The sequence below is a fragment of the Fibrobacter sp. UWH1 genome (assembly GCF_002210365.1).
In the GTDB taxonomy this organism is placed as follows: Bacteria; Fibrobacterota; Fibrobacteria; order Fibrobacterales; family Fibrobacteraceae; genus Fibrobacter.
On record NZ_MWQG01000008.1, the window covers coordinates 1 to 15,421 of the forward strand.

Here is a 15,421-nt window from a genome sequence, read left to right on the forward strand (position 1 = left end):
CTGGTACCATCCAGCTGCCGGAAGGTGTCGAAATGGTGACCCCGGGTGACACCGTGACCATCCACACCACTCTCATTGCCCCCGTTGCAATGGAAAAGCAGCTCCGCTTCGCAATCCGCGAAGGTGGCCGTACCGTTGGTGCTGGTTCTGTAACCGAAATCATCAAGTAAGGAATTTACAATGGCTGGTGAACGCATTCGTATTCGCTTGAAGAGCTTCGATCATCGCATGATCGACCGCTCTGCTCAGGACATCGTGAATACAGCTAAGAACACTGGTGCCCGCATTGCTGGCCCCATCCCTCTCCCGACGAAGATTCAGAAGTATACGGTGCTCCGCTCTCCGCATATTGACAAGACTTCTCGTGAACAGTTCGAATCCCGTACGCACAAGCGTCTTATCGACATCCTTGATGCTACTCCGCAGACTGTAGATTCCCTCATGAAACTTGACTTGCCCGCAGGCGTTGAAGTCGAAATTAAGGTTTAATAACAATGAACGGTATTCTCGCAAAGAAATTGGGAATGACCCAGGTATTCACGGAACAGGGCGAATGCGTTCCTGTTACGGTTCTCGAAGCCGGTCCGTGCGTGGTCGTTTCCCACAAGACAGAAGAGAAGGATGGCTATACTGCTGTCCAGATCGGCTTTGGTCTCAAGAAGGAACAGCGTGCCAATAAGGCAGAAATCGGCCATTTCAAGAAGGCTGACGTTGCTGTTCGTGAACACCTCGCTGAATTTGATGTCGCTGATCTCGAATCCTGGCCGGTTGGCAAGGAATTTGGTGCTGCTGATTTCGCTGACGTTAAGGTTGTCAACGTTTCCGGCATCTCTAAGGGTCACGGCTTCTCTGGTACCATCAAGCGCCACAACTTCCACAGCGGTCCTCGTTCCCACGGTACTCACAATATGCGTGAACCGGGTGGTACTTCCGCTCACTCCTATCCGGGCCGTGTTTTCCCGGGTAAGCGCATGGCTGGTCAGTTCGGTAACAAGAAGGTTACCGTTAAGCACCTCCAGGTCGTTAAGGTTGATGGCGACCGCAACCTGATCTTCGTCCGTGGCGCAGTCCCCGGTGCTAAGAACAGCATTATCGTGGTGAGGAAAGACTAATGGCTAATGCAAAGCTCTTCGCCGCTACTGGCGATTTTAAGAATGATATTCAGCTCCCGGCAATGTTCGACGTGGAAGTCAACAAGGTTTGCATGTACTTGCATATCAAGGCTATCCTGAACAACAACCGTCAGGGCACTGCTCAGACCAAGAACAAGTCCGCCGTTAGCGGTGGTGGTCAGAAGCCGTGGAAGCAGAAGGGTACCGGCCGCGCTCGTTCCGGTCAGAACACCTCTGCAGTTTGGGTTCGTGGTGCTAAGGCTCACGGTCCGAAGTCTCACGACTACTTCGAAAAGGTCAACAAGAAGGTTAAGAAGATCGCTTTCCACTCTGCTCTCTCTGCTAAGGCAGCTGAAGGCAAGGTGATGGTGTTCGAAGCTCTCAGCTTCGCAGCTCCCAAGACCAAGGATCTCCTCTCCGTTCTCGCTAAGGCTGGTCTGGAACAGCGTAACGCTCTCTTCCTGGTTAGCGAAAAGGATCAGAACCTTTACCTGTCCTCCAACAATATCCCTTGGTGCCGTTGCGCTCGCGTAGCCGACGTTAACACCTACGATATCGTTCGTGCCAACAACGTTGTTATCTCTCAGGCTGCACTCGCAGAACTTGAAGGAGGCCGCTAATGGCTGAAATTCACGAAATCCTCGTTGCTCCGCACATTACCGAAGACGCTGCCAAGGTTATGGCTGCATCCAAGGATGTGAAGAAGTACGTTTTCAAGGTTGCCAAGTCTGCCACCAAGACCGAAATCAAGGAAGCTATCGAAAAGCGTTTCAACGTTTCTGTTGACTCCGTCAACACCTTGATCAACCGTGGTAAGATGAAGCGTGTCCGTATGGGCATGGTTGCTGGCAAGAAGTCCAACTGGAAGAAGGCCTACATTACTTTGAAGGCCGGTCAGTCCATCGCTGAGTTCGAAGGAGTATAATCATGGGTTTGAAGTCTTATCGCCCGCTTACCCCGACGCTTCGTTACAAGCAGATTGGTGACCGCAAGGAAATCACTGCTGACAAGCCGTACAAGCCGCTTACCAAGGGTATCAAGCGTAGCTCTGGCCGTAACAACGCCGGTGAAATCACTTCCCGCCGTCGCGGTGGTGGTCACAAGAAACTGTATCGTCTCATCGATTTCAAGCGTCAGTTCGCAGGTGTCTCCTGCGTCGTCGAAACTATCGAATACGATCCGAACCGCACTGCTCGCATCGCTCTCGTCAAGTACGAAAACGGCAAGCGCTGCTACATCATCGCACCTGCAGACGTTAAGGTCGGTGACGTTCTGAATTCTGGCGAAGGTGCCGAATTCCGCGTTGGTAATGCTCTTCCCATCCGCGAAATTCCGCTGAACACCATTATCCACAACATCGAAATGAAGCCGGGCAAGGGTGCCCAGATTGCTCGTTCCGCTGGTGCCGGTGCAGAACTGGTTGCTAAGGATGGCAAGCTGTGCCAGGTCCGTCTGCCGAGTGGCGAAGTTCGCTACATTCCGGAAGACTGCCTCGCTACCGTTGGTCAGGTTTCCAATATCGATCACATGAATGAATCCTCGGGTTCTGCAGGCCGCTCTCGCTGGCTCGGCATTCGCCCGTCTGTCCGCGGTGTCGTTATGAACCCGGTCGATCACCCCCTTGGTGGTGGTGAAGGTCGTACCTCTGGTGGTCGTCATCCCTGCTCTCCTTGGGGTAAGAACTCTAAGGGTGCAAAAACTCGTAACAATAAGCGTACCGATCGTTTCATCGTTCGTCGTCGTCAGAAGAGGGCCTAATTCATGTCTAGATCCCTTAAGAAAGGTGCGTTCGTGGATTCCCACGTTCTCGTCAAAGCTCAGGCCATGGCCGGTTCCGACAAGAAACAGGCTATCAAGACCTGGTCCCGTCGTTCTACCATCATCCCCGATATGGTCGGACTTACTTTCTCCGTGTACAACGGTAAGCAGTTCATTCCTGTCTATGTAACCGAAAACATGGTCGGTCACAAGCTGGGTGAATTCTCCCTGACCCGTACTTTCAAGGGTCACCGCAAGACTGAAACTGTCGGAGGCAAGAAATAATGCAAGCTGTAGCTAAAGTGAAAAACGTCCGTTACGGTGTCCGCAAGCTGCGTCGCGTTGTCGACCTGGTTCGTGGCAAGTCCGTTGCAGAAGCATTCGCAATGCTCTCTATCCTCCACACGCAGACCAAGGGCGCTCCCCTGGTTGAAAATGCACTGAAGTCCGCTGTTGCTAACTTCAAGCAGAAGTCCGCTTCCGCTGTTGCAGCAGAAGAACTGGTCATCAAGACCATCACTGCTGACGGTGCAACCATCATGAAGCGCATCCATCCGCGTTCCCAGGGCCGTGCTTTCCGTATCGAAAAGCCGCTCTCTCACATCACAGTCGTTGTGGCCAACAAGGAGTAATTAAAATGGGTCAGAAAACTCATCCGAATGGTCTTCGTCTTGGCGTCATCCGCGGCTGGGAATCCAAGTGGTATGCCGAAGACAAGTTTGCAGATCTTCTTTATGAAGATATCATGCTCCGTCGCTACTTGATGAAGCGCTTCGAACATGCTTCCCTGTCCAAGGTTGGCATCGAACGTACCGTCAAGAAGGTGAATGTTAACCTCTTTACTGCCCGTCCGGGTATCGTGATCGGCCGTAAGGGCGAAGAATTGGAGAAGCTGAAGGGCGAACTCCAGTTGATCACCGGTAAAGAAATCTATATTAACGTCCAGGAAATCAAGCGTCCGGAAACTGACGCTAAGCTGGTTGCCGAAAATATCGCTCGTCAGCTCGAAAAGCGTATTTCCTTCCGCCGCGCTATGAAGCGCGCCATCCAGTCCGCTATGCGTATGGGTGTGGAAGGTATCAAGGTGCAGTGCGGTGGCCGTCTCGGCGGTGCTGAAATTGCTCGCGTTGAAAAGTATGCTGAAGGTCGCGTGCCTCTGCACACTCTGCGCGCTGACATCGATTACGCAACTGCGATTGCCAAGACCGTTTATGGTGCCATCGGTATTAAGGTGTGGATCATGCACGGTGAAAAGATTGGTAAGGACGTCATGTCTGACAACAAGAGAGAGAAGTAATTATGCTGAGTCCTAAAAGAACATTACATCGTAAGCAGATGAAAGGCCGTATGAAGGGTATCGCTTCTCGCGGTAACTCCATCGCCTTCGGCGAATTCGGCATTCAGGCTCTCGAAAAGTGCTGGCTGACTGCTCGCCAAATCGAAGCTGCTCGTATCGCCATGACCCGTAAGATCAAGCGCGGTGGCCGCGTTTGGATCCGCGTCTTCCCCGACAAGCCGATCACCCGCCATCCTGCAGAAGCTCGTATGGGTAAGGGTAAGGGCGCTGTCGAATTCTGGGCAGCCGTGATCCTCCCGGGCCGCATCATTTTCGAAATGGGTGGCGTCGAACGCGAACTGGCACTGGAAGCTCTCCACGTGGCAGCTCAGAAGCTCCCCCTCAAGTGCAAAATCATCGAAGAATCGGAGATCTAATGAAGGCACGTGAATTAAAGGAACTGGGTGTTGACCAGCTCAAGGAAAAGCTCGCTCAGTTGAATCTCGATTTGTTCAACTACCGCATGGCTGCAAAGCTTGGTAGCTTGGAAAAACCCTCTTTGATTCAGGCAACCCGCAAGGATATTGCTCGAGTCAAGACCATCCTCACCGAAAAGGCCAAGGCTTAAGCCAGGCAGGAGCAGGAAATGGATAGAAACCTTCGTAAGGTTAAGCAGGGCGTTGTCTCTTCCGACAAGATGGATAAGACCATCACGGTTGTGGTTGAAAACCGCAAGCGTCACCCGATGTACAACAAGATCATGACCACTACCAAGAAGCTCAAGGCTCACGATGAAAACAACGAAGCCCAGGAAGGCGACTTGGTAGAAATCATGGAAACTCGTCCCCTCTCTGCAACTAAGCGCTGGCGCTTGGTTCGCATTGTGGAAAAGAAGAAATAATCTTTTTGGAGTAAGGCGAATATGATTCAAGAAGAAACCAGACTCGTCGTGGCCGATAACAGTGGTGCCAAGGAAGTCGCCTGCATCCGTGTTTTGGGTGGCACAAACCGTCGCTATGCTAGCATCGGTGATGTCATCAAGGTAGCCGTTAAGGACGCTATCCCCCAGAGCAAGGTGAAGAAGGGTTCCGTGGCAGACGCAGTAGTCGTCCGCACTCGTAAGGAAATCGCACGTCCGGATGGAACTTTGATCCGTTTCTCCGACAATGCAGTGGTTCTCATCAATAAGGAAGGTGAACCGCGTGGAACCCGTATTTTTGGACCGGTGGCTCGTGAGCTCCGCGACAAGAAATACATGAAGATCATCTCCCTCGCACCTGAGGTTCTCTAATGGCTAACATCAAGAAGAATGATACCGTCAAGGTGATTTCCGGTGCCAACAAGGGCAAGACCGGCACCGTGATTAGCGTCAAGGCAGGCAAGGTGACCGTTAGCGGCGTTAACGTTTGCAAGCGTCACGAAAAGCCGAGCCAGACCAACCAGACCGGTGGCATCATCGAAAAGGAACTGCCGATCGACATTTCCAACGTGATGCTTCTCGAAGGCAACACTCCGGTACGTACTCGCATCGTTCGCGAAGCTGGCAAGAAGGCTGTTCGCGTGAGCGTTAAGTCCGGTAAGGCTCTGTGAGGATTACAATGAACCAGATGAAGCAATTTTATCTCGAAAAAGTCGTCCCGGCCTTGCAGCAGAAGTTTGCCTACAAGAACGTGATGATGATTCCCCGCCTCGAAAAGATCGTGATCAACATGGGTGTTGGCGCTGCTTCCCAGAACCGTAAGGTTCTCGACGAAGCTGTGGATACCCTGACTGCAATCACTGGTCAGAAGGCTATCGTTACCAACGCTAAGAAGGCTGTTGCTAACTTCCACCTCCGTGAAGGCATCGGTATCGGCGCTAAGGTCACTCTCCATGGCGAAAACATGTGGGACTTCCTCTACCGCTTTATCAACGTGAACCTGCCTCGTGTTCGTGACTTCCGTGGTCTCGCACGTCGTGGTTTCGATGGTATGGGTAACTTTACCCTCGGTATCAAGGAACAGACCATCTTTGTTGAAATCGACATCGACAAGATCTCTCGTACCTTCGGTATGGACATCTCCTTCGTTACCTCTGCAAAGACTGACGACGAAGGCCGTGCTCTCCTCGAAGAACTTGGACTCCCCTTCCGTAAGTAAGGTAATACCATGGCTAGCACAAGAATGATTGAAAAATGCAAGCGTACTCCGAAGTATACCGTTCGTGGGTACAACCGTTGCAAGCGTTGCGGTAGGCCGCACGCCTTTATGCGCCGCTTTGGCCTTTGCCGTATTTGCTTCCGCGAAATGGCCCTGGCCGGCGAAATCCCCGGTATCACTAAGTCGTCTTGGTAAGGAGAGTATACTCATGGCAATGACAGATCCTATCGCCGATATGCTCACCCGTATCCGCAATGCCTCTACGGCAAAGCTCCCCGTGGTGGACATTCCTGCCAGCAACCTGAAGCGTGAAATCGCTCGCGTTCTGCAGGAAAAAGGTTTCATTAAGAAGTTCGTCGTAGTTGAAGACGGTAAGCAGGGCATCCTCAAGGTCCTCCTCCGCTACACTAACGGTGAATCCGCAATCCAGGGCATCCAGCGCGTGTCTACCCCGGGTCTTCGTCACTACGTTGACGCAGCCAAGCTTCCGCGCGTTCGCAATGGCCTCGGCTTTGCTATCATCTCCACCTCTAAAGGCGTCATGACTGACCACGAAGCTCGCAAGGAAAATGTGGGCGGCGAAGTCATCGCAAAGGTTTGGTAAAGATGTCCCGTATCGGTAAAGCTATTATCAACGTCCCGGCAAACGTTAAGGTTGCCATCAATGGTCAGAACATCAAGGTTGAAGGTCCCCTCGGCAAGCTCGAAGCTGACGTTCACGAACTGATTGCTATCAAGTTCGAAAACAACCAGCTGTCCTTCACCCGTCCTGACGACCAGAAGTTCACCCGTGCAATTCACGGCACCACTCGCGCTCTCGTTGCCAACATGGTTGAAGGCGTGACCAAGGGTTTCGAAAAGGTTCTCGAAATCGTTGGCGTTGGCTATCGTGTTGAACAGAAGGGCAAGGACTTGAACCTCGTTCTCGGTTTCTCTCATCCGGTTATCTTCCAGGCACCGGAAGGCGTGGAACTGAAGGCTGTTGATCCCCTGAAGATTTCCATCAAGGGTATCGACAAGCAGAAGGTTGGCCAGGCTGCTGCTGAAATTCGCAAGTACCGCCGTCCTGAACCGTATAAGGGCAAGGGCATTAAGTACGCTGGCGAAATTGTCCGTCGCAAGCAGGGTAAGAAGACAGGTAAATAAGGGTAAACTATGACTGCAATTGCTAAGAAAAGAATCCAGTCCAGAATCGCACGCCACGCTCGCGTACGTAAGTCTGTTGTCGGAACTGCAGAATGCCCTCGTTTGGCTGTTCGCCGTTCTTTGTCTCACATGGTCGCCCAGATTATCGATGACGCAAACAACAAGTCTATTGCTCAGCTCACCACTACTTCCAAGGATTTCCAGGGCAAGTTCGGTGAAATGACAAAGACTGAACAGAGCAAGCAGCTCGGTCTTTTGATTGCTGAAATCGCCAAGTCCAAGGGCATTGAATCCGTGGTCTTTGACCGCGGCGGTTACATCTATCATGGTCGCGTTCAGGCCCTTGCAGAAGGTGCTCGTGAAGGCGGCCTGAAGTTCTAATGAGGTACACTTTGGAACGCGAAGCTCAAGTTTCTGAATTTGAAGACAAGGTTGTACACATCAACCGTTGCGCCAAGACCGTTAAGGGCGGTCGTCGTATGTCTTTCTCCGCTCTCGTTGTCGTTGGCAACAAGAATGGTAAGATTGGTGTAGGCCTCGGCAAGGCTAAGGAAGTTTCCGAAGCTATCCGTAAGGGTACCGAAGCTGCTAACCGTAACATCGTCGAAGTCCAGCTCCTGGACGGCACCATCCCTCATGACATCGAAGTCAAGAGCGGTGCAACCCGCATCCTCCTGATGCCGGCTGCTCCGGGTACTGGTGTTATCGCCGGTGCTGCTGCCCGTGCAGTTCTCGAACTCGCTGGCGTGCGCAACATTCTCACTAAGATTCACGGTTCTTCCAACCCCAGCACCGTCGTTCGCGCTTGCGTCGAAGGCCTCCTGGCTCAGAAGAACAAACAGGACTGCGCTGCACTGCGCGGTGCTAACGCCTAAGGGGTAATACAATGAAGAAAGTTCGTATTACTTTGATCAAGGGTATCGTCCGTCGCCTCCCGATGCATCGTGCAAACGTTGCTGCTCTCGGTCTGCGCAAGATTGGACAGTCTGTTGAACACAATTTGACCCCCTCCATCCAGGGCATGATCAATGCTGTGGCTGACATGGTAAAGGTCGAGGAGATCTAAGATGGAACTCAATACTCTCAATCCTGGCAAGGCCAAGGTCGTAAAGCGCAAGCGTATCGGCCGTGGTCCGGGTTCCGGTTGGGGCACCACTGCTGGCCGTGGTCAGAAGGGTGCTGGTGCTCGTAAGAGTGCTAAGGCCGGTCGTGTCGCTTTTGAAGGCGGCCAGATGCCTATTCACCGTCGTATCCCGAAGCGCGGCTTCAAGCACGCTGGTGTCGAATACCAGATCGTGAACCTGAAGAAGCTTGCTTCCTGCAGCGTCGTCGACTTCGATGCACAGTCTCTGTTCGATCAGGGCTTCATCCGTAACGTCGAACTGCCGGTCAAGGTCCTCGCTTTTGGTGCCATCGATAAGGCTATCAACGTAAAGGTTAACGCTATCAGCGAAAAGGCTAAGGCCCTCATTGAAGCTGCTGGCGGCAAAGTCGAGATCATCTAATGGAAGCTCTCAAGAAAGCTATTGATGCGTTCGTCAATGCCTTCAAGATTGAAGACCTGCGTAAGAAGTTGCTTTTTACGCTTGGTCTTTTGATCGTTTATCGTATTGGCGCTCACATCACCATCCCCGGAGTGAATTCTGCCGTTCTGGCGGAGTTCTTCCGTAATTCAAACAACTTGTTCGGTCTGTATGACTCCTTCACTGGCGGTGCTTTCGCTAAGGCCACAGTGTTTGCGTTGGGCATCATGCCGTACATCAGTGCGAGCATTATCATTCAGTTGATGGGCTCTGTTATTCCCGCCATCCAGATGTTACAGAAGGAAGGTCAGGAAGGACGCGCTAAGCTGAACCAGTATACTCGCTACTTCACGGTAGCCTTGGCTGCTCTGCAGGGATGGGGCATTTCTGTATGGCTTTCCTCCCTGAAGGTGACTACCGCTACTGGTGCTGGCGTGTCGGTCCTTGCGGACGACTTCGCTTCTGGCGCCGGTAACGTCGGCTTCCGTTTACTCGCTACCCTGACCTTCACTGCTGGTACGATCTTTGTGATGTACCTTGGTGAACAAATCACCTCTCATGGTGTGGGTAACGGTATTTCTCTTATTATTTTCGCCGGTATCGTCGGCGGCCTCCCGAGGGCCGTTATGGCTGAAGCGGAAATGTTGAAGGAAGGCATTCATCCCCTGGCATTCGAAGTAATGATCCTTGCCATCGTGGTCCTGATTGTCGGCTTCATCGTCTTCGTAGAACAGGCGACCCGTCGAATTCCTCTACAAAGTCCTCGCCGTACTGTCGGTAGTAAGGTCGTAGGTGGTCAGTCTAGCTATCTGCCTTTCAAGGTGAATACCGCTAACGTGATCCCCGTGATCTTCGCCTCTTGCATCATGTTCATTCCGGCAATGATTGCATCTTGGTTCCCGAACGTTACAGCGATGCAGAGCTTTGCATCTATGTTTATCCCCGGCCACATTTCTTACAGTGTGGTGGATGCACTCCTGATTATCTTCTTCACCTTCTTCTACACAGCAATTCAGTACAACCCGAATGATATTGCTGAAAATCTGAAGAGGTCTGGCGGATTTATCCCTGGTGTACGTCCGGGTAAGCAGACTGCAGAGTATATTGACCACGTTTTAACTCGAATTTCTCTGCCTGGGGCACTTTATCTCGCTTTTATTAGCGTTGTTCCCCTGCATTTGAAAAACGAACTCAATATGACTTTCTATATTGGGGGTACCTCGGTACTTATCGTGGTTGGTGTTGCACTTGATACACTTCGTCAGCTCGAAGCTCAGTTGCATACCAAAAATTATGAAGGTTTCTTGAAAAATGGCCGCATCCGCGGCAGGATGGCTAACTAGTGGCTAAAGAAGAAGGAATTCAAGTAGAAGGCGTTGTGTTGGAAGCCCTTCCCAACGCTTTCTTCCGCGTTCAACTCGGAAATGGTCACGAAATTCTGGCCCATGTTTCAGGAAAAATGCGTCGGCATTTCATTAGAATTTTGCCTGACGACAAAGTGTTGGTAGAAATTTCTCCCTACGATTTAAATCGTGGAAGAATCACTTACCGTTACAAGTAATAGGTATTTTCAAAGAAGGTCAAACCTATGAAAATCAAAGCCTCCATCAAACCCAGATGTGAAAACTGCAAGATCATCCGTCGTAAGGGTGTATTGCGCATCATCTGTTCGAAGAACCCCCGTCACAAGCAGAAGCAGGGATAAGGAGATCGTATGGCACGTATCGCTGGTGTCGATTTACCGAAAAACAAGACTGTTGAATATGGTCTGACGGCAATTTATGGTGTCGGTCTGTTCACCGCTCGTAAGGTCTGTGCTCAGTTGGGCATTGACAAAGACAAGAAGTGTGATGACCTGACTGAAGAAGAACAAGGTAAGGTTCGTCATCTCCTGGAAGACGAATACTCTGTGGAAGGTCAGCTTCGCGCAGAAGTTACCCTGAACATTAAGCGTTTGCAGGATATTGGTTGCTACCGTGGTATCCGCCACCGCAAGGGCCTCCCGGTCCGCGGTCAGCGTTCCCGCACCAATGCCCGTACTCGTAAGGGCCCGAAGAAAACTGTGGCTAACAAGAAGAAGTAAGGAGTCTCATCGTGGCTGAAGAAGTAATTAATGAAACTGCCGCCGCTGTAGAAGCTCCGGCTGCTGCTGAAGAAGTCAAGGTTAAGAAGGGTAAGAAGCGTATTGACCTCCAGGGTATCGCCTGCGTGTTCGCTTCCTTCAACAATACAATCGTTTCTATCACCGACGCTCGCGGTAACGTTGTAGCTTGGGGCTCTCCCGGTAACTCCGGCTTCAAGGGCTCTCGTAAGAGCACTCCGTTCGCTGCTCAGCTGGCTGCTGAAGTTGCTGCTCACAAGGCATTCGACCTCGGTATGCGTAAGGTGGATGTCCGCGTCAAGGGCGCAGGTGGTGGTCGTGAATCCGCTGTCCGTGCTATCAAGAATGCGGGCCTCGAAGTTCTCTCTATTCGAGACGTGACGGGCGTTCCTCACAACGGTTGCCGTCCTAAAAAGAAGAGAAGAGTCTAATCTAAAGAGGTATCGCCAATGATGTGGAAATCACTTCAGATGCCGCGCAGCTTCCAGAAAGTGGAAACCGGCGAAGACGGCCGCTACGCTAAGTTTGTCGTAGAAGCCTTGGAACGTGGCTGGGGTATCACCCTCGGTAACGCTCTCCGTCGTACGCTCCTTTCCTCTCTGCAGGGTGCGGCTATTGTCTCCGTGAAAATCGAAGGCGTTGACAAGGAATTTTCGACGATTCCGGGTGTTAAGGAAGATGTCACTGACATTATCCTGAATCTTAAGAGCATCCGCGTTAAGCTCCTTTCCGACCACGACGAAACCCTTCGCCTGGATATGTCCGGCGACGGCGAAGTCACGGCTAAGGACTTCATGGACAATCCGAATGTCGCTATCCTGACTCCGGATGTTCATATCGCAACATTGAACGGTAACGCTTCGCTGTCTCTGGAAGTTAAGATTTCCAGCGGCCGTGGCTACGTCACTGCTGACGAATTGAAGGACAAGGACGCTCCGATCGGCGTAATCGCCATGGACGCCAACTTCAATCCGGTGCAGAAAGTAGCAATGCACATCAGCGATACCCGCGTTGGCCAGAAGACGGACTACAACCGTCTGGAACTTGAGATTACGACTGACGGTTCCATCGATCCGGAAGATGCTTTGGCTTATGCTGCAAAGCTCCTGGTCGATCACCTGGAAATCTTCATCAACTTCGAAGGCGATCTCGAATCTCCCGAAGAATTGGAGATGGACGAAGAACGTCAGCGTATCGCTCAGCTCCTGCGCACCCGCGTGGACGATCTGGAACTTTCCGTTCGCTCCAGCAACTGCCTCCGTATGGCAAACATCCATACCGTTGGCGAACTTGTGCGCAACAAGGAAAACGATATGCTCAAATACAAGAACTTCGGTCGTAAGTCCTTGGTTGAACTTAATGAAGTATTGACCTCCATGGGCCTCAGCTTTGGTATGGACGTCGATGACTACTTGAAGGATTAAAAATGAGACACGGTGTAAAAAACAAGAAACTCGGCGTTAACGCCCAGCACAAGCGTGCCATCCTCCGCGCTCTTACCACTTCCATTCTTGGAAAGGGTATGGAAGCCGAACAGGGCAACCGCTACGTGCGCACCACTCTCCACAAGGCTAAGCTCGTTCGTAGCTGCGTGGATCGCATGATCACTTATGCAAAGAAGGGTGACCTTTCTGCACGTCGTGAAGCTGCTCGCTTCGTGATGGACCCGAAGGTTCTCCAGGATTTGTTCAACACTATCGGCCCGCGCTATGCTTCCCGTAACGGTGGTTATACCCGTATCCTGAAGCTCGGCCCGAACCGTGCTGGTGACGCTGCTGAAATGGCTCTCGTCGGTCTCGTCGAAGACGAAATCGTCGTTAAGGCTAAGAAGTCTGCAGAACCTGCAAAGTCTGAAACCGTTAACATGGTTGAAGGCGAAGGCAAGTCCGTCTAATCGATCTTTTGTAATCGGTTTAAAGAGCCCAGTCCTATGACTGGGCTTTTTTATTTTTACCCATAACTCCGGCTGCTTTATTTTTGTATTTTTCGTTCAACATGCCGAAAATTATTTCACTTATTTTGCTTTGCATTCTTTCTGCTTTTGCAGAGACATCAATGCTTAGTTCTTCGTTGTCCACTTCTAGTAAGGGTGCGCCTTCCCGTAGCACAGTTTCTCTTCAGCCGGCCTTTGCCGAAGTTCAGGTGGATTCTGCTTATGTTCTTGGACCGGGTGATTTTTTGGACTTGATGCTTGAAGACAAGTATCTCACCGTTCAAATTTATCCGGATGGTTCCGTGGCTATCGAGGAATGCGGTTCGGTCAATATTGGTGGAAAAACCCTGTCCGAGGCCCAGACCTTGATTCTTGATCTTGTGGCTAAACGTTATAACCGCGAATATTGTTTTGTCCAGCTTTCCGCTCTCAAGAAGTTCCGTGTGAATGTGATGGGTGCCGTAACGACAATCGGTCAGCAGGTGGTTGAACCTCAGACCAGGTTGAGCTTTTTCATTAGACAGGTTGGCGGTGTTCTTCCCAATGCCAACAAGGAAGATATCTGGGTCCTGCGTGGTAACGATACCCTGCATGTGAACTATAATGCAATGTCTTCGTCGGGTGATTTCGAACAGGATGTCATGCTGGAACAGGGGGACAAGATTTATGTTCCCTTTGTCGCTATGGGCGATAACATTGCGCTGATTTTCCCGGGGTATCGTACTAGTGTGGCCTTCCAGGAAGGAAGGACTTTGCAGGATTACTTTGAGCTTGCCGGCGGTACCCGTATGCATAACCTAGGTTACAAGGCGGTCTGTGTCCGCGAACCTGGAAAGGCTCCCCGCTGGATTACCCTTTCTGAAATGAAGCTGACCCAGATTGCGCCCAATACCGAAGTGGAATTTTCTGTACAGGAAATGCTGGTCTATGTGGGTGGTGCCGTAAATGCCATTGGCCGTTATCCGTATAATCCCAGCTGGCATGCGCTGGATTATGCCGCCGCTGCCGGTATCAACACCATTGCCGGTTCCTGGAACCAGATTAGGGTGTGGCGTGGTAACAAGCCGACGGCCCTTACCCTGAGCGTCACTGAAGATCAGATTCTTCCGGGCGACTATATCGAAATTCCTAAAAGCCATTACGAATCTTTTAAGGATTTCACCTTGTTCCTGGCCTCGCTGCTATCGGTGGTTTCGTCTACATTTATCATATACATGAGTTACAAGTAGTATGGTTACTGAAAATCAGAAAGACATGACTTTATTGGAATGTGTGCTGAAGATGGTCAATAGCTGCCTTTCGCACAAGTTCCTGTTTATGGTTACGCTTTGGCTTCCTGTGTTGGTAGCTTTTGTATTGGTGATGTGGGTTATCAAGCCTGAATATTCTGCCGAGGCTGTCGTAACTCCGCCTAACGGTTCTGGAACTTCTGCCGGAAGCCTCAGCAAGTTGCTGGATGGTGCCGGTGGTCTGTCTTCTATGTCTTCCCTGCTGGGAGGGGGTGATGACGGCAAGAACATTGTCTGGACTTATTTTAATTCGTGGGAACTGCACAACAAGGTTATCGAGAAGTTCAACCTGGCAGACCATTACGAATTTGACGGGAACTTTCATGCAGACTTGCTGAAACTTTTCCGCAAGAAGTTTTCTCTGGAAGAAAACGACGAAGAAATGTTCCACGTGACTTTTGTCGACGAGGACCATAAGCTTGCCGCAGACATTTTGAGTTTCATGCTGGCCAACGTGGACTCCATGTACAATTCCTTCAAGACGACTCAGGCCCGCCAGTCTAGGCTGTATATGAACCAGCGTCTTGAAGAAGTGATGGTCAGGTTGGATTCCCTGGAAAGGGAATTTGTGAATTTCCAGCAGAAGAACCATGTGTATGATCCTGAAGTGCAAGTTGAAGGTACAATGAAGTATCTGGCTAGCCTGCAGACTGATTACAATGTGGTGTCTCTTGCGCTTGATAAGGAACGCGTAGAGCATGGCGAAAATACCAAGCTTTACCGCGAACTGAATGAACGTGTCAAGAAGGTGGAAAACACCAGAAACCAGGCCCTCGGTGGAAGGCAGAGCAATATCGGTGTGCTTTCTCTGAGCAAGGTTCCCGGGCTGGCTGCCGAATATACCAGAATGGAAAAGGAAATCAGGATGCAGGGGGCGATTTATACTTTCTTGAAGCAGGAAAGCGAACGTCTCTATATCGAAGAGAGCAACCTGATGTCTAACCTGATTGTGTTGTTGCCGCCTTGGGATAACGACAAGAAGATTCGACCGCTGCGTGGTGTTACCCTGGTGTTCGTATTCTCTCTCAGCTTTATCCTGGCTGTTTCCCTCTGCTGCTTTATTGAATATTGCCGCAGCGTGGATCCTGAATCTAGCCTGGGCAAGGAAATCAGCAAGTTCTCTCGCAAGATTAGATTTAAGTAGT

Annotated in this window: 31 protein-coding genes and 1 pseudogene; 31 read left to right on the forward strand and 1 reads right to left on the reverse strand. The window is 51.0% G+C overall.

Going from position 1 to position 15,421, the window contains the following annotated elements; all coding sequences use genetic code 11:
• The 29 genes and pseudogenes from tuf to rplQ all read left to right on the forward strand — a co-directional run.
• Positions 1-170: pseudogene (tuf, locus tag B7992_RS05170) on the forward strand (elongation factor Tu); the annotation flags it as partial.
• Between the two features lie 10 nt (positions 171-180).
• Positions 181-489 carry a 30S ribosomal protein S10 gene (gene rpsJ / locus B7992_RS05175; protein ID WP_014546117.1) on the forward strand — a complete coding sequence of 103 codons (309 nt, stop codon included), beginning with the start codon at positions 181-183 and terminating at the stop codon, positions 487-489.
• A 5-nt stretch (positions 490-494) separates the two neighbouring features.
• Entirely contained in the window at positions 495-1,112 is a 618-nt protein-coding gene (rplC, locus tag B7992_RS05180; RefSeq protein WP_073159181.1) for a 50S ribosomal protein L3, read from the forward strand.
• Entirely contained in the window at positions 1,112-1,732 is a 621-nt protein-coding gene (gene rplD / locus B7992_RS05185) for a 50S ribosomal protein L4 (RefSeq protein WP_073159179.1), read from the forward strand. The genes rplC and rplD overlap by 1 nt, the downstream gene beginning before the upstream one ends.
• A complete protein-coding gene (gene rplW / locus B7992_RS05190) occupies positions 1,732-2,037 on the forward strand; it encodes a 50S ribosomal protein L23 (protein ID WP_073159177.1) in 306 nt (101 codons plus the stop codon). The genes rplD and rplW overlap by 1 nt, the downstream gene beginning before the upstream one ends.
• A 2-nt stretch (positions 2,038-2,039) precedes the next feature.
• A complete protein-coding gene (gene rplB / locus B7992_RS05195) occupies positions 2,040-2,870 on the forward strand; it encodes a 50S ribosomal protein L2 (RefSeq protein ID WP_073159175.1) in 831 nt (276 codons plus the stop codon).
• A gap of 3 nt (positions 2,871-2,873) precedes the next feature.
• Entirely contained in the window at positions 2,874-3,155 is a 282-nt protein-coding gene (gene rpsS / locus B7992_RS05200) for a 30S ribosomal protein S19 (protein WP_073159173.1), read from the forward strand.
• Positions 3,155-3,502: a 50S ribosomal protein L22 gene (gene rplV / locus B7992_RS05205; protein ID WP_073159171.1), complete on the forward strand. Its 348-nt coding sequence runs from the start codon at positions 3,155-3,157 to the stop codon at positions 3,500-3,502. The genes rpsS and rplV overlap by 1 nt, the downstream gene beginning before the upstream one ends.
• Before the next feature lie 5 nt (positions 3,503-3,507).
• A complete protein-coding gene (gene rpsC / locus B7992_RS05210) occupies positions 3,508-4,167 on the forward strand; it encodes a 30S ribosomal protein S3 (protein WP_073159169.1) in 660 nt (219 codons plus the stop codon).
• Positions 4,168-4,169: 2 nt separating this feature from the next.
• Positions 4,170-4,583, forward strand: coding sequence for a 50S ribosomal protein L16 (gene rplP / locus B7992_RS05215; protein ID WP_073159167.1), 414 nt, complete (start codon positions 4,170-4,172; stop codon positions 4,581-4,583).
• Positions 4,583-4,774 (forward strand): 50S ribosomal protein L29, encoded by a 192-nt coding sequence (gene rpmC / locus B7992_RS05220; protein ID WP_073159165.1) that lies wholly within the window; start codon positions 4,583-4,585, stop codon positions 4,772-4,774. The genes rplP and rpmC overlap by 1 nt, the downstream gene beginning before the upstream one ends.
• Before the next feature lie 18 nt (positions 4,775-4,792).
• Complete coding sequence (gene rpsQ, locus B7992_RS05225) at positions 4,793-5,047, forward strand: 30S ribosomal protein S17 (protein WP_073159163.1); 255 nt, start codon at positions 4,793-4,795, stop codon at positions 5,045-5,047.
• A 21-nt stretch (positions 5,048-5,068) separates the two neighbouring features.
• Positions 5,069-5,437 carry a 50S ribosomal protein L14 gene (gene rplN / locus B7992_RS05230; RefSeq protein WP_073159161.1) on the forward strand — a complete coding sequence of 123 codons (369 nt, stop codon included), beginning with the start codon at positions 5,069-5,071 and terminating at the stop codon, positions 5,435-5,437.
• Positions 5,437-5,736, forward strand: a complete 300-nt coding sequence (rplX, locus tag B7992_RS05235) for a 50S ribosomal protein L24 (protein WP_073159159.1) — start codon at positions 5,437-5,439, stop codon at positions 5,734-5,736. Before rplN ends, rplX begins: the two co-directional genes overlap by 1 nt.
• An 8-nt stretch (positions 5,737-5,744) precedes the next feature.
• Positions 5,745-6,284: a 50S ribosomal protein L5 gene (gene rplE / locus B7992_RS05240; RefSeq protein WP_073159157.1), complete on the forward strand. Its 540-nt coding sequence runs from the start codon at positions 5,745-5,747 to the stop codon at positions 6,282-6,284.
• Between the two features lie 9 nt (positions 6,285-6,293).
• On the forward strand, positions 6,294-6,479 hold the full coding sequence (locus B7992_RS05245) for a type Z 30S ribosomal protein S14 (protein WP_072799949.1): 186 nt from the start codon (positions 6,294-6,296) through the stop codon (positions 6,477-6,479).
• A gap of 13 nt (positions 6,480-6,492) precedes the next feature.
• Positions 6,493-6,888 (forward strand): 30S ribosomal protein S8, encoded by a 396-nt coding sequence (gene rpsH, locus B7992_RS05250; RefSeq protein ID WP_073159155.1) that lies wholly within the window; start codon positions 6,493-6,495, stop codon positions 6,886-6,888.
• Between the two features lie 2 nt (positions 6,889-6,890).
• Entirely contained in the window at positions 6,891-7,430 is a 540-nt protein-coding gene (gene rplF / locus B7992_RS05255) for a 50S ribosomal protein L6 (RefSeq protein ID WP_073159153.1), read from the forward strand.
• A 9-nt stretch (positions 7,431-7,439) separates the two neighbouring features.
• Positions 7,440-7,811, forward strand: coding sequence for a 50S ribosomal protein L18 (rplR, locus tag B7992_RS05260; RefSeq protein ID WP_073159151.1), 372 nt, complete (start codon positions 7,440-7,442; stop codon positions 7,809-7,811).
• Positions 7,811-8,305 carry a 30S ribosomal protein S5 gene (gene rpsE / locus B7992_RS05265; protein ID WP_073159149.1) on the forward strand — a complete coding sequence of 165 codons (495 nt, stop codon included), beginning with the start codon at positions 7,811-7,813 and terminating at the stop codon, positions 8,303-8,305. The genes rplR and rpsE overlap by 1 nt, the downstream gene beginning before the upstream one ends.
• Positions 8,306-8,316: 11 nt before the next feature.
• The gene (gene rpmD / locus B7992_RS05270; RefSeq protein WP_073159148.1) at positions 8,317-8,496 is read left to right on the forward strand and encodes a 50S ribosomal protein L30; all 180 of its coding nucleotides are present in this window, start codon (positions 8,317-8,319) and stop codon (positions 8,494-8,496) included.
• Position 8,497: 1 nt separating this feature from the next.
• Positions 8,498-8,935, forward strand: coding sequence for a 50S ribosomal protein L15 (rplO, locus tag B7992_RS05275; protein WP_073159146.1), 438 nt, complete (start codon positions 8,498-8,500; stop codon positions 8,933-8,935).
• Positions 8,935-10,296 carry a preprotein translocase subunit SecY gene (secY, locus tag B7992_RS05280; protein ID WP_073159144.1) on the forward strand — a complete coding sequence of 454 codons (1,362 nt, stop codon included), beginning with the start codon at positions 8,935-8,937 and terminating at the stop codon, positions 10,294-10,296. Before rplO ends, secY begins: the two co-directional genes overlap by 1 nt.
• A complete protein-coding gene (infA, locus tag B7992_RS05285) occupies positions 10,296-10,514 on the forward strand; it encodes a translation initiation factor IF-1 (protein ID WP_014546098.1) in 219 nt (72 codons plus the stop codon). The genes secY and infA overlap by 1 nt, the downstream gene beginning before the upstream one ends.
• 27 nt (positions 10,515-10,541) lie before the next feature.
• Positions 10,542-10,658 (forward strand): 50S ribosomal protein L36, encoded by a 117-nt coding sequence (rpmJ, locus tag B7992_RS05290; RefSeq protein WP_014546097.1) that lies wholly within the window; start codon positions 10,542-10,544, stop codon positions 10,656-10,658.
• 9 nt (positions 10,659-10,667) lie between these two features.
• Complete coding sequence (gene rpsM, locus B7992_RS05295) at positions 10,668-11,036, forward strand: 30S ribosomal protein S13 (RefSeq protein WP_073159142.1); 369 nt, start codon at positions 10,668-10,670, stop codon at positions 11,034-11,036.
• Positions 11,037-11,062: 26 nt separating this feature from the next.
• Positions 11,063-11,485 carry a 30S ribosomal protein S11 gene (gene rpsK, locus B7992_RS05300; RefSeq protein ID WP_073287138.1) on the forward strand — a complete coding sequence of 141 codons (423 nt, stop codon included), beginning with the start codon at positions 11,063-11,065 and terminating at the stop codon, positions 11,483-11,485.
• 18 nt (positions 11,486-11,503) lie between these two features.
• Positions 11,504-12,478, forward strand: coding sequence for a DNA-directed RNA polymerase subunit alpha (locus B7992_RS05305; RefSeq protein ID WP_073159140.1), 975 nt, complete (start codon positions 11,504-11,506; stop codon positions 12,476-12,478).
• A gap of 2 nt (positions 12,479-12,480) precedes the next feature.
• Positions 12,481-12,948 carry a 50S ribosomal protein L17 gene (gene rplQ, locus B7992_RS05310; protein ID WP_073159138.1) on the forward strand — a complete coding sequence of 156 codons (468 nt, stop codon included), beginning with the start codon at positions 12,481-12,483 and terminating at the stop codon, positions 12,946-12,948.
• 34 nt (positions 12,949-12,982) lie between these two features.
• On the opposite strand, the gene B7992_RS17110 is transcribed toward rplQ, so the two are convergent.
• A complete protein-coding gene (locus tag B7992_RS17110) occupies positions 12,983-13,132 on the reverse strand; it encodes a hypothetical protein (RefSeq protein ID WP_249269449.1) in 150 nt (49 codons plus the stop codon).
• Here B7992_RS17110 and B7992_RS05315 point away from each other — a divergent pair.
• Together B7992_RS05315 and B7992_RS05320 are read left to right on the forward strand one after the other, a co-directional pair.
• Positions 13,110-14,216, forward strand: coding sequence for a polysaccharide biosynthesis/export family protein (locus B7992_RS05315; protein ID WP_249269450.1), 1,107 nt, complete (start codon positions 13,110-13,112; stop codon positions 14,214-14,216). The two genes, B7992_RS17110 and B7992_RS05315, sit on opposite strands and share 23 nt — an antisense overlap.
• 1 nt (position 14,217) lies before the next feature.
• Entirely contained in the window at positions 14,218-15,420 is a 1,203-nt protein-coding gene (locus tag B7992_RS05320; RefSeq protein WP_073159134.1) for a hypothetical protein, read from the forward strand.
• Position 15,421: the final 1 nt, after the last annotated feature.

Excerpts from the sequence above, each read along its gene's own strand:
- rpsJ (WP_014546117.1), top strand. The coding sequence starts at position 181 with ATGGCTGGTGAACGCATTCGTATTCGCTTGAAGAGCTTCGATCATCGC.
- rplC (WP_073159181.1), top strand. The coding sequence starts at position 495 with ATGAACGGTATTCTCGCAAAGAAATTGGGAATGACCCAGGTATTCACG.
- rplD (WP_073159179.1), top strand. The coding sequence starts at position 1,112 with ATGGCTAATGCAAAGCTCTTCGCCGCTACTGGCGATTTTAAGAATGAT.
- rplW (WP_073159177.1), top strand. The coding sequence starts at position 1,732 with ATGGCTGAAATTCACGAAATCCTCGTTGCTCCGCACATTACCGAAGAC.
- rplB (WP_073159175.1), top strand. The coding sequence starts at position 2,040 with ATGGGTTTGAAGTCTTATCGCCCGCTTACCCCGACGCTTCGTTACAAG.
- rpsS (WP_073159173.1), top strand. The coding sequence starts at position 2,874 with ATGTCTAGATCCCTTAAGAAAGGTGCGTTCGTGGATTCCCACGTTCTC.
- rplV (WP_073159171.1), top strand. The coding sequence starts at position 3,155 with ATGCAAGCTGTAGCTAAAGTGAAAAACGTCCGTTACGGTGTCCGCAAG.
- rpsC (WP_073159169.1), top strand. The coding sequence starts at position 3,508 with ATGGGTCAGAAAACTCATCCGAATGGTCTTCGTCTTGGCGTCATCCGC.
- rplP (WP_073159167.1), top strand. The coding sequence starts at position 4,170 with ATGCTGAGTCCTAAAAGAACATTACATCGTAAGCAGATGAAAGGCCGT.
- rpmC (WP_073159165.1), top strand. The coding sequence starts at position 4,583 with ATGAAGGCACGTGAATTAAAGGAACTGGGTGTTGACCAGCTCAAGGAA.
- rpsQ (WP_073159163.1), top strand. The coding sequence starts at position 4,793 with ATGGATAGAAACCTTCGTAAGGTTAAGCAGGGCGTTGTCTCTTCCGAC.
- rplN (WP_073159161.1), top strand. The coding sequence starts at position 5,069 with ATGATTCAAGAAGAAACCAGACTCGTCGTGGCCGATAACAGTGGTGCC.
- rplX (WP_073159159.1), top strand. The coding sequence starts at position 5,437 with ATGGCTAACATCAAGAAGAATGATACCGTCAAGGTGATTTCCGGTGCC.
- rplE (WP_073159157.1), top strand. The coding sequence starts at position 5,745 with ATGAACCAGATGAAGCAATTTTATCTCGAAAAAGTCGTCCCGGCCTTG.
- B7992_RS05245 (WP_072799949.1), top strand. The coding sequence starts at position 6,294 with ATGGCTAGCACAAGAATGATTGAAAAATGCAAGCGTACTCCGAAGTAT.
- rpsH (WP_073159155.1), top strand. The coding sequence starts at position 6,493 with ATGGCAATGACAGATCCTATCGCCGATATGCTCACCCGTATCCGCAAT.
- rplF (WP_073159153.1), top strand. The coding sequence starts at position 6,891 with ATGTCCCGTATCGGTAAAGCTATTATCAACGTCCCGGCAAACGTTAAG.
- rplR (WP_073159151.1), top strand. The coding sequence starts at position 7,440 with ATGACTGCAATTGCTAAGAAAAGAATCCAGTCCAGAATCGCACGCCAC.
- rpsE (WP_073159149.1), top strand. The coding sequence starts at position 7,811 with ATGAGGTACACTTTGGAACGCGAAGCTCAAGTTTCTGAATTTGAAGAC.
- rpmD (WP_073159148.1), top strand. The coding sequence starts at position 8,317 with ATGAAGAAAGTTCGTATTACTTTGATCAAGGGTATCGTCCGTCGCCTC.
- rplO (WP_073159146.1), top strand. The coding sequence starts at position 8,498 with ATGGAACTCAATACTCTCAATCCTGGCAAGGCCAAGGTCGTAAAGCGC.
- secY (WP_073159144.1), top strand. The coding sequence starts at position 8,935 with ATGGAAGCTCTCAAGAAAGCTATTGATGCGTTCGTCAATGCCTTCAAG.
- rpmJ (WP_014546097.1), top strand. The coding sequence starts at position 10,542 with ATGAAAATCAAAGCCTCCATCAAACCCAGATGTGAAAACTGCAAGATC.
- rpsM (WP_073159142.1), top strand. The coding sequence starts at position 10,668 with ATGGCACGTATCGCTGGTGTCGATTTACCGAAAAACAAGACTGTTGAA.
- B7992_RS05305 (WP_073159140.1), top strand. The coding sequence starts at position 11,504 with ATGATGTGGAAATCACTTCAGATGCCGCGCAGCTTCCAGAAAGTGGAA.
- rplQ (WP_073159138.1), top strand. The coding sequence starts at position 12,481 with ATGAGACACGGTGTAAAAAACAAGAAACTCGGCGTTAACGCCCAGCAC.
- B7992_RS05315 (WP_249269450.1), top strand. The coding sequence starts at position 13,110 with ATGCTTAGTTCTTCGTTGTCCACTTCTAGTAAGGGTGCGCCTTCCCGT.
- B7992_RS05320 (WP_073159134.1), top strand. The coding sequence starts at position 14,218 with ATGGTTACTGAAAATCAGAAAGACATGACTTTATTGGAATGTGTGCTG.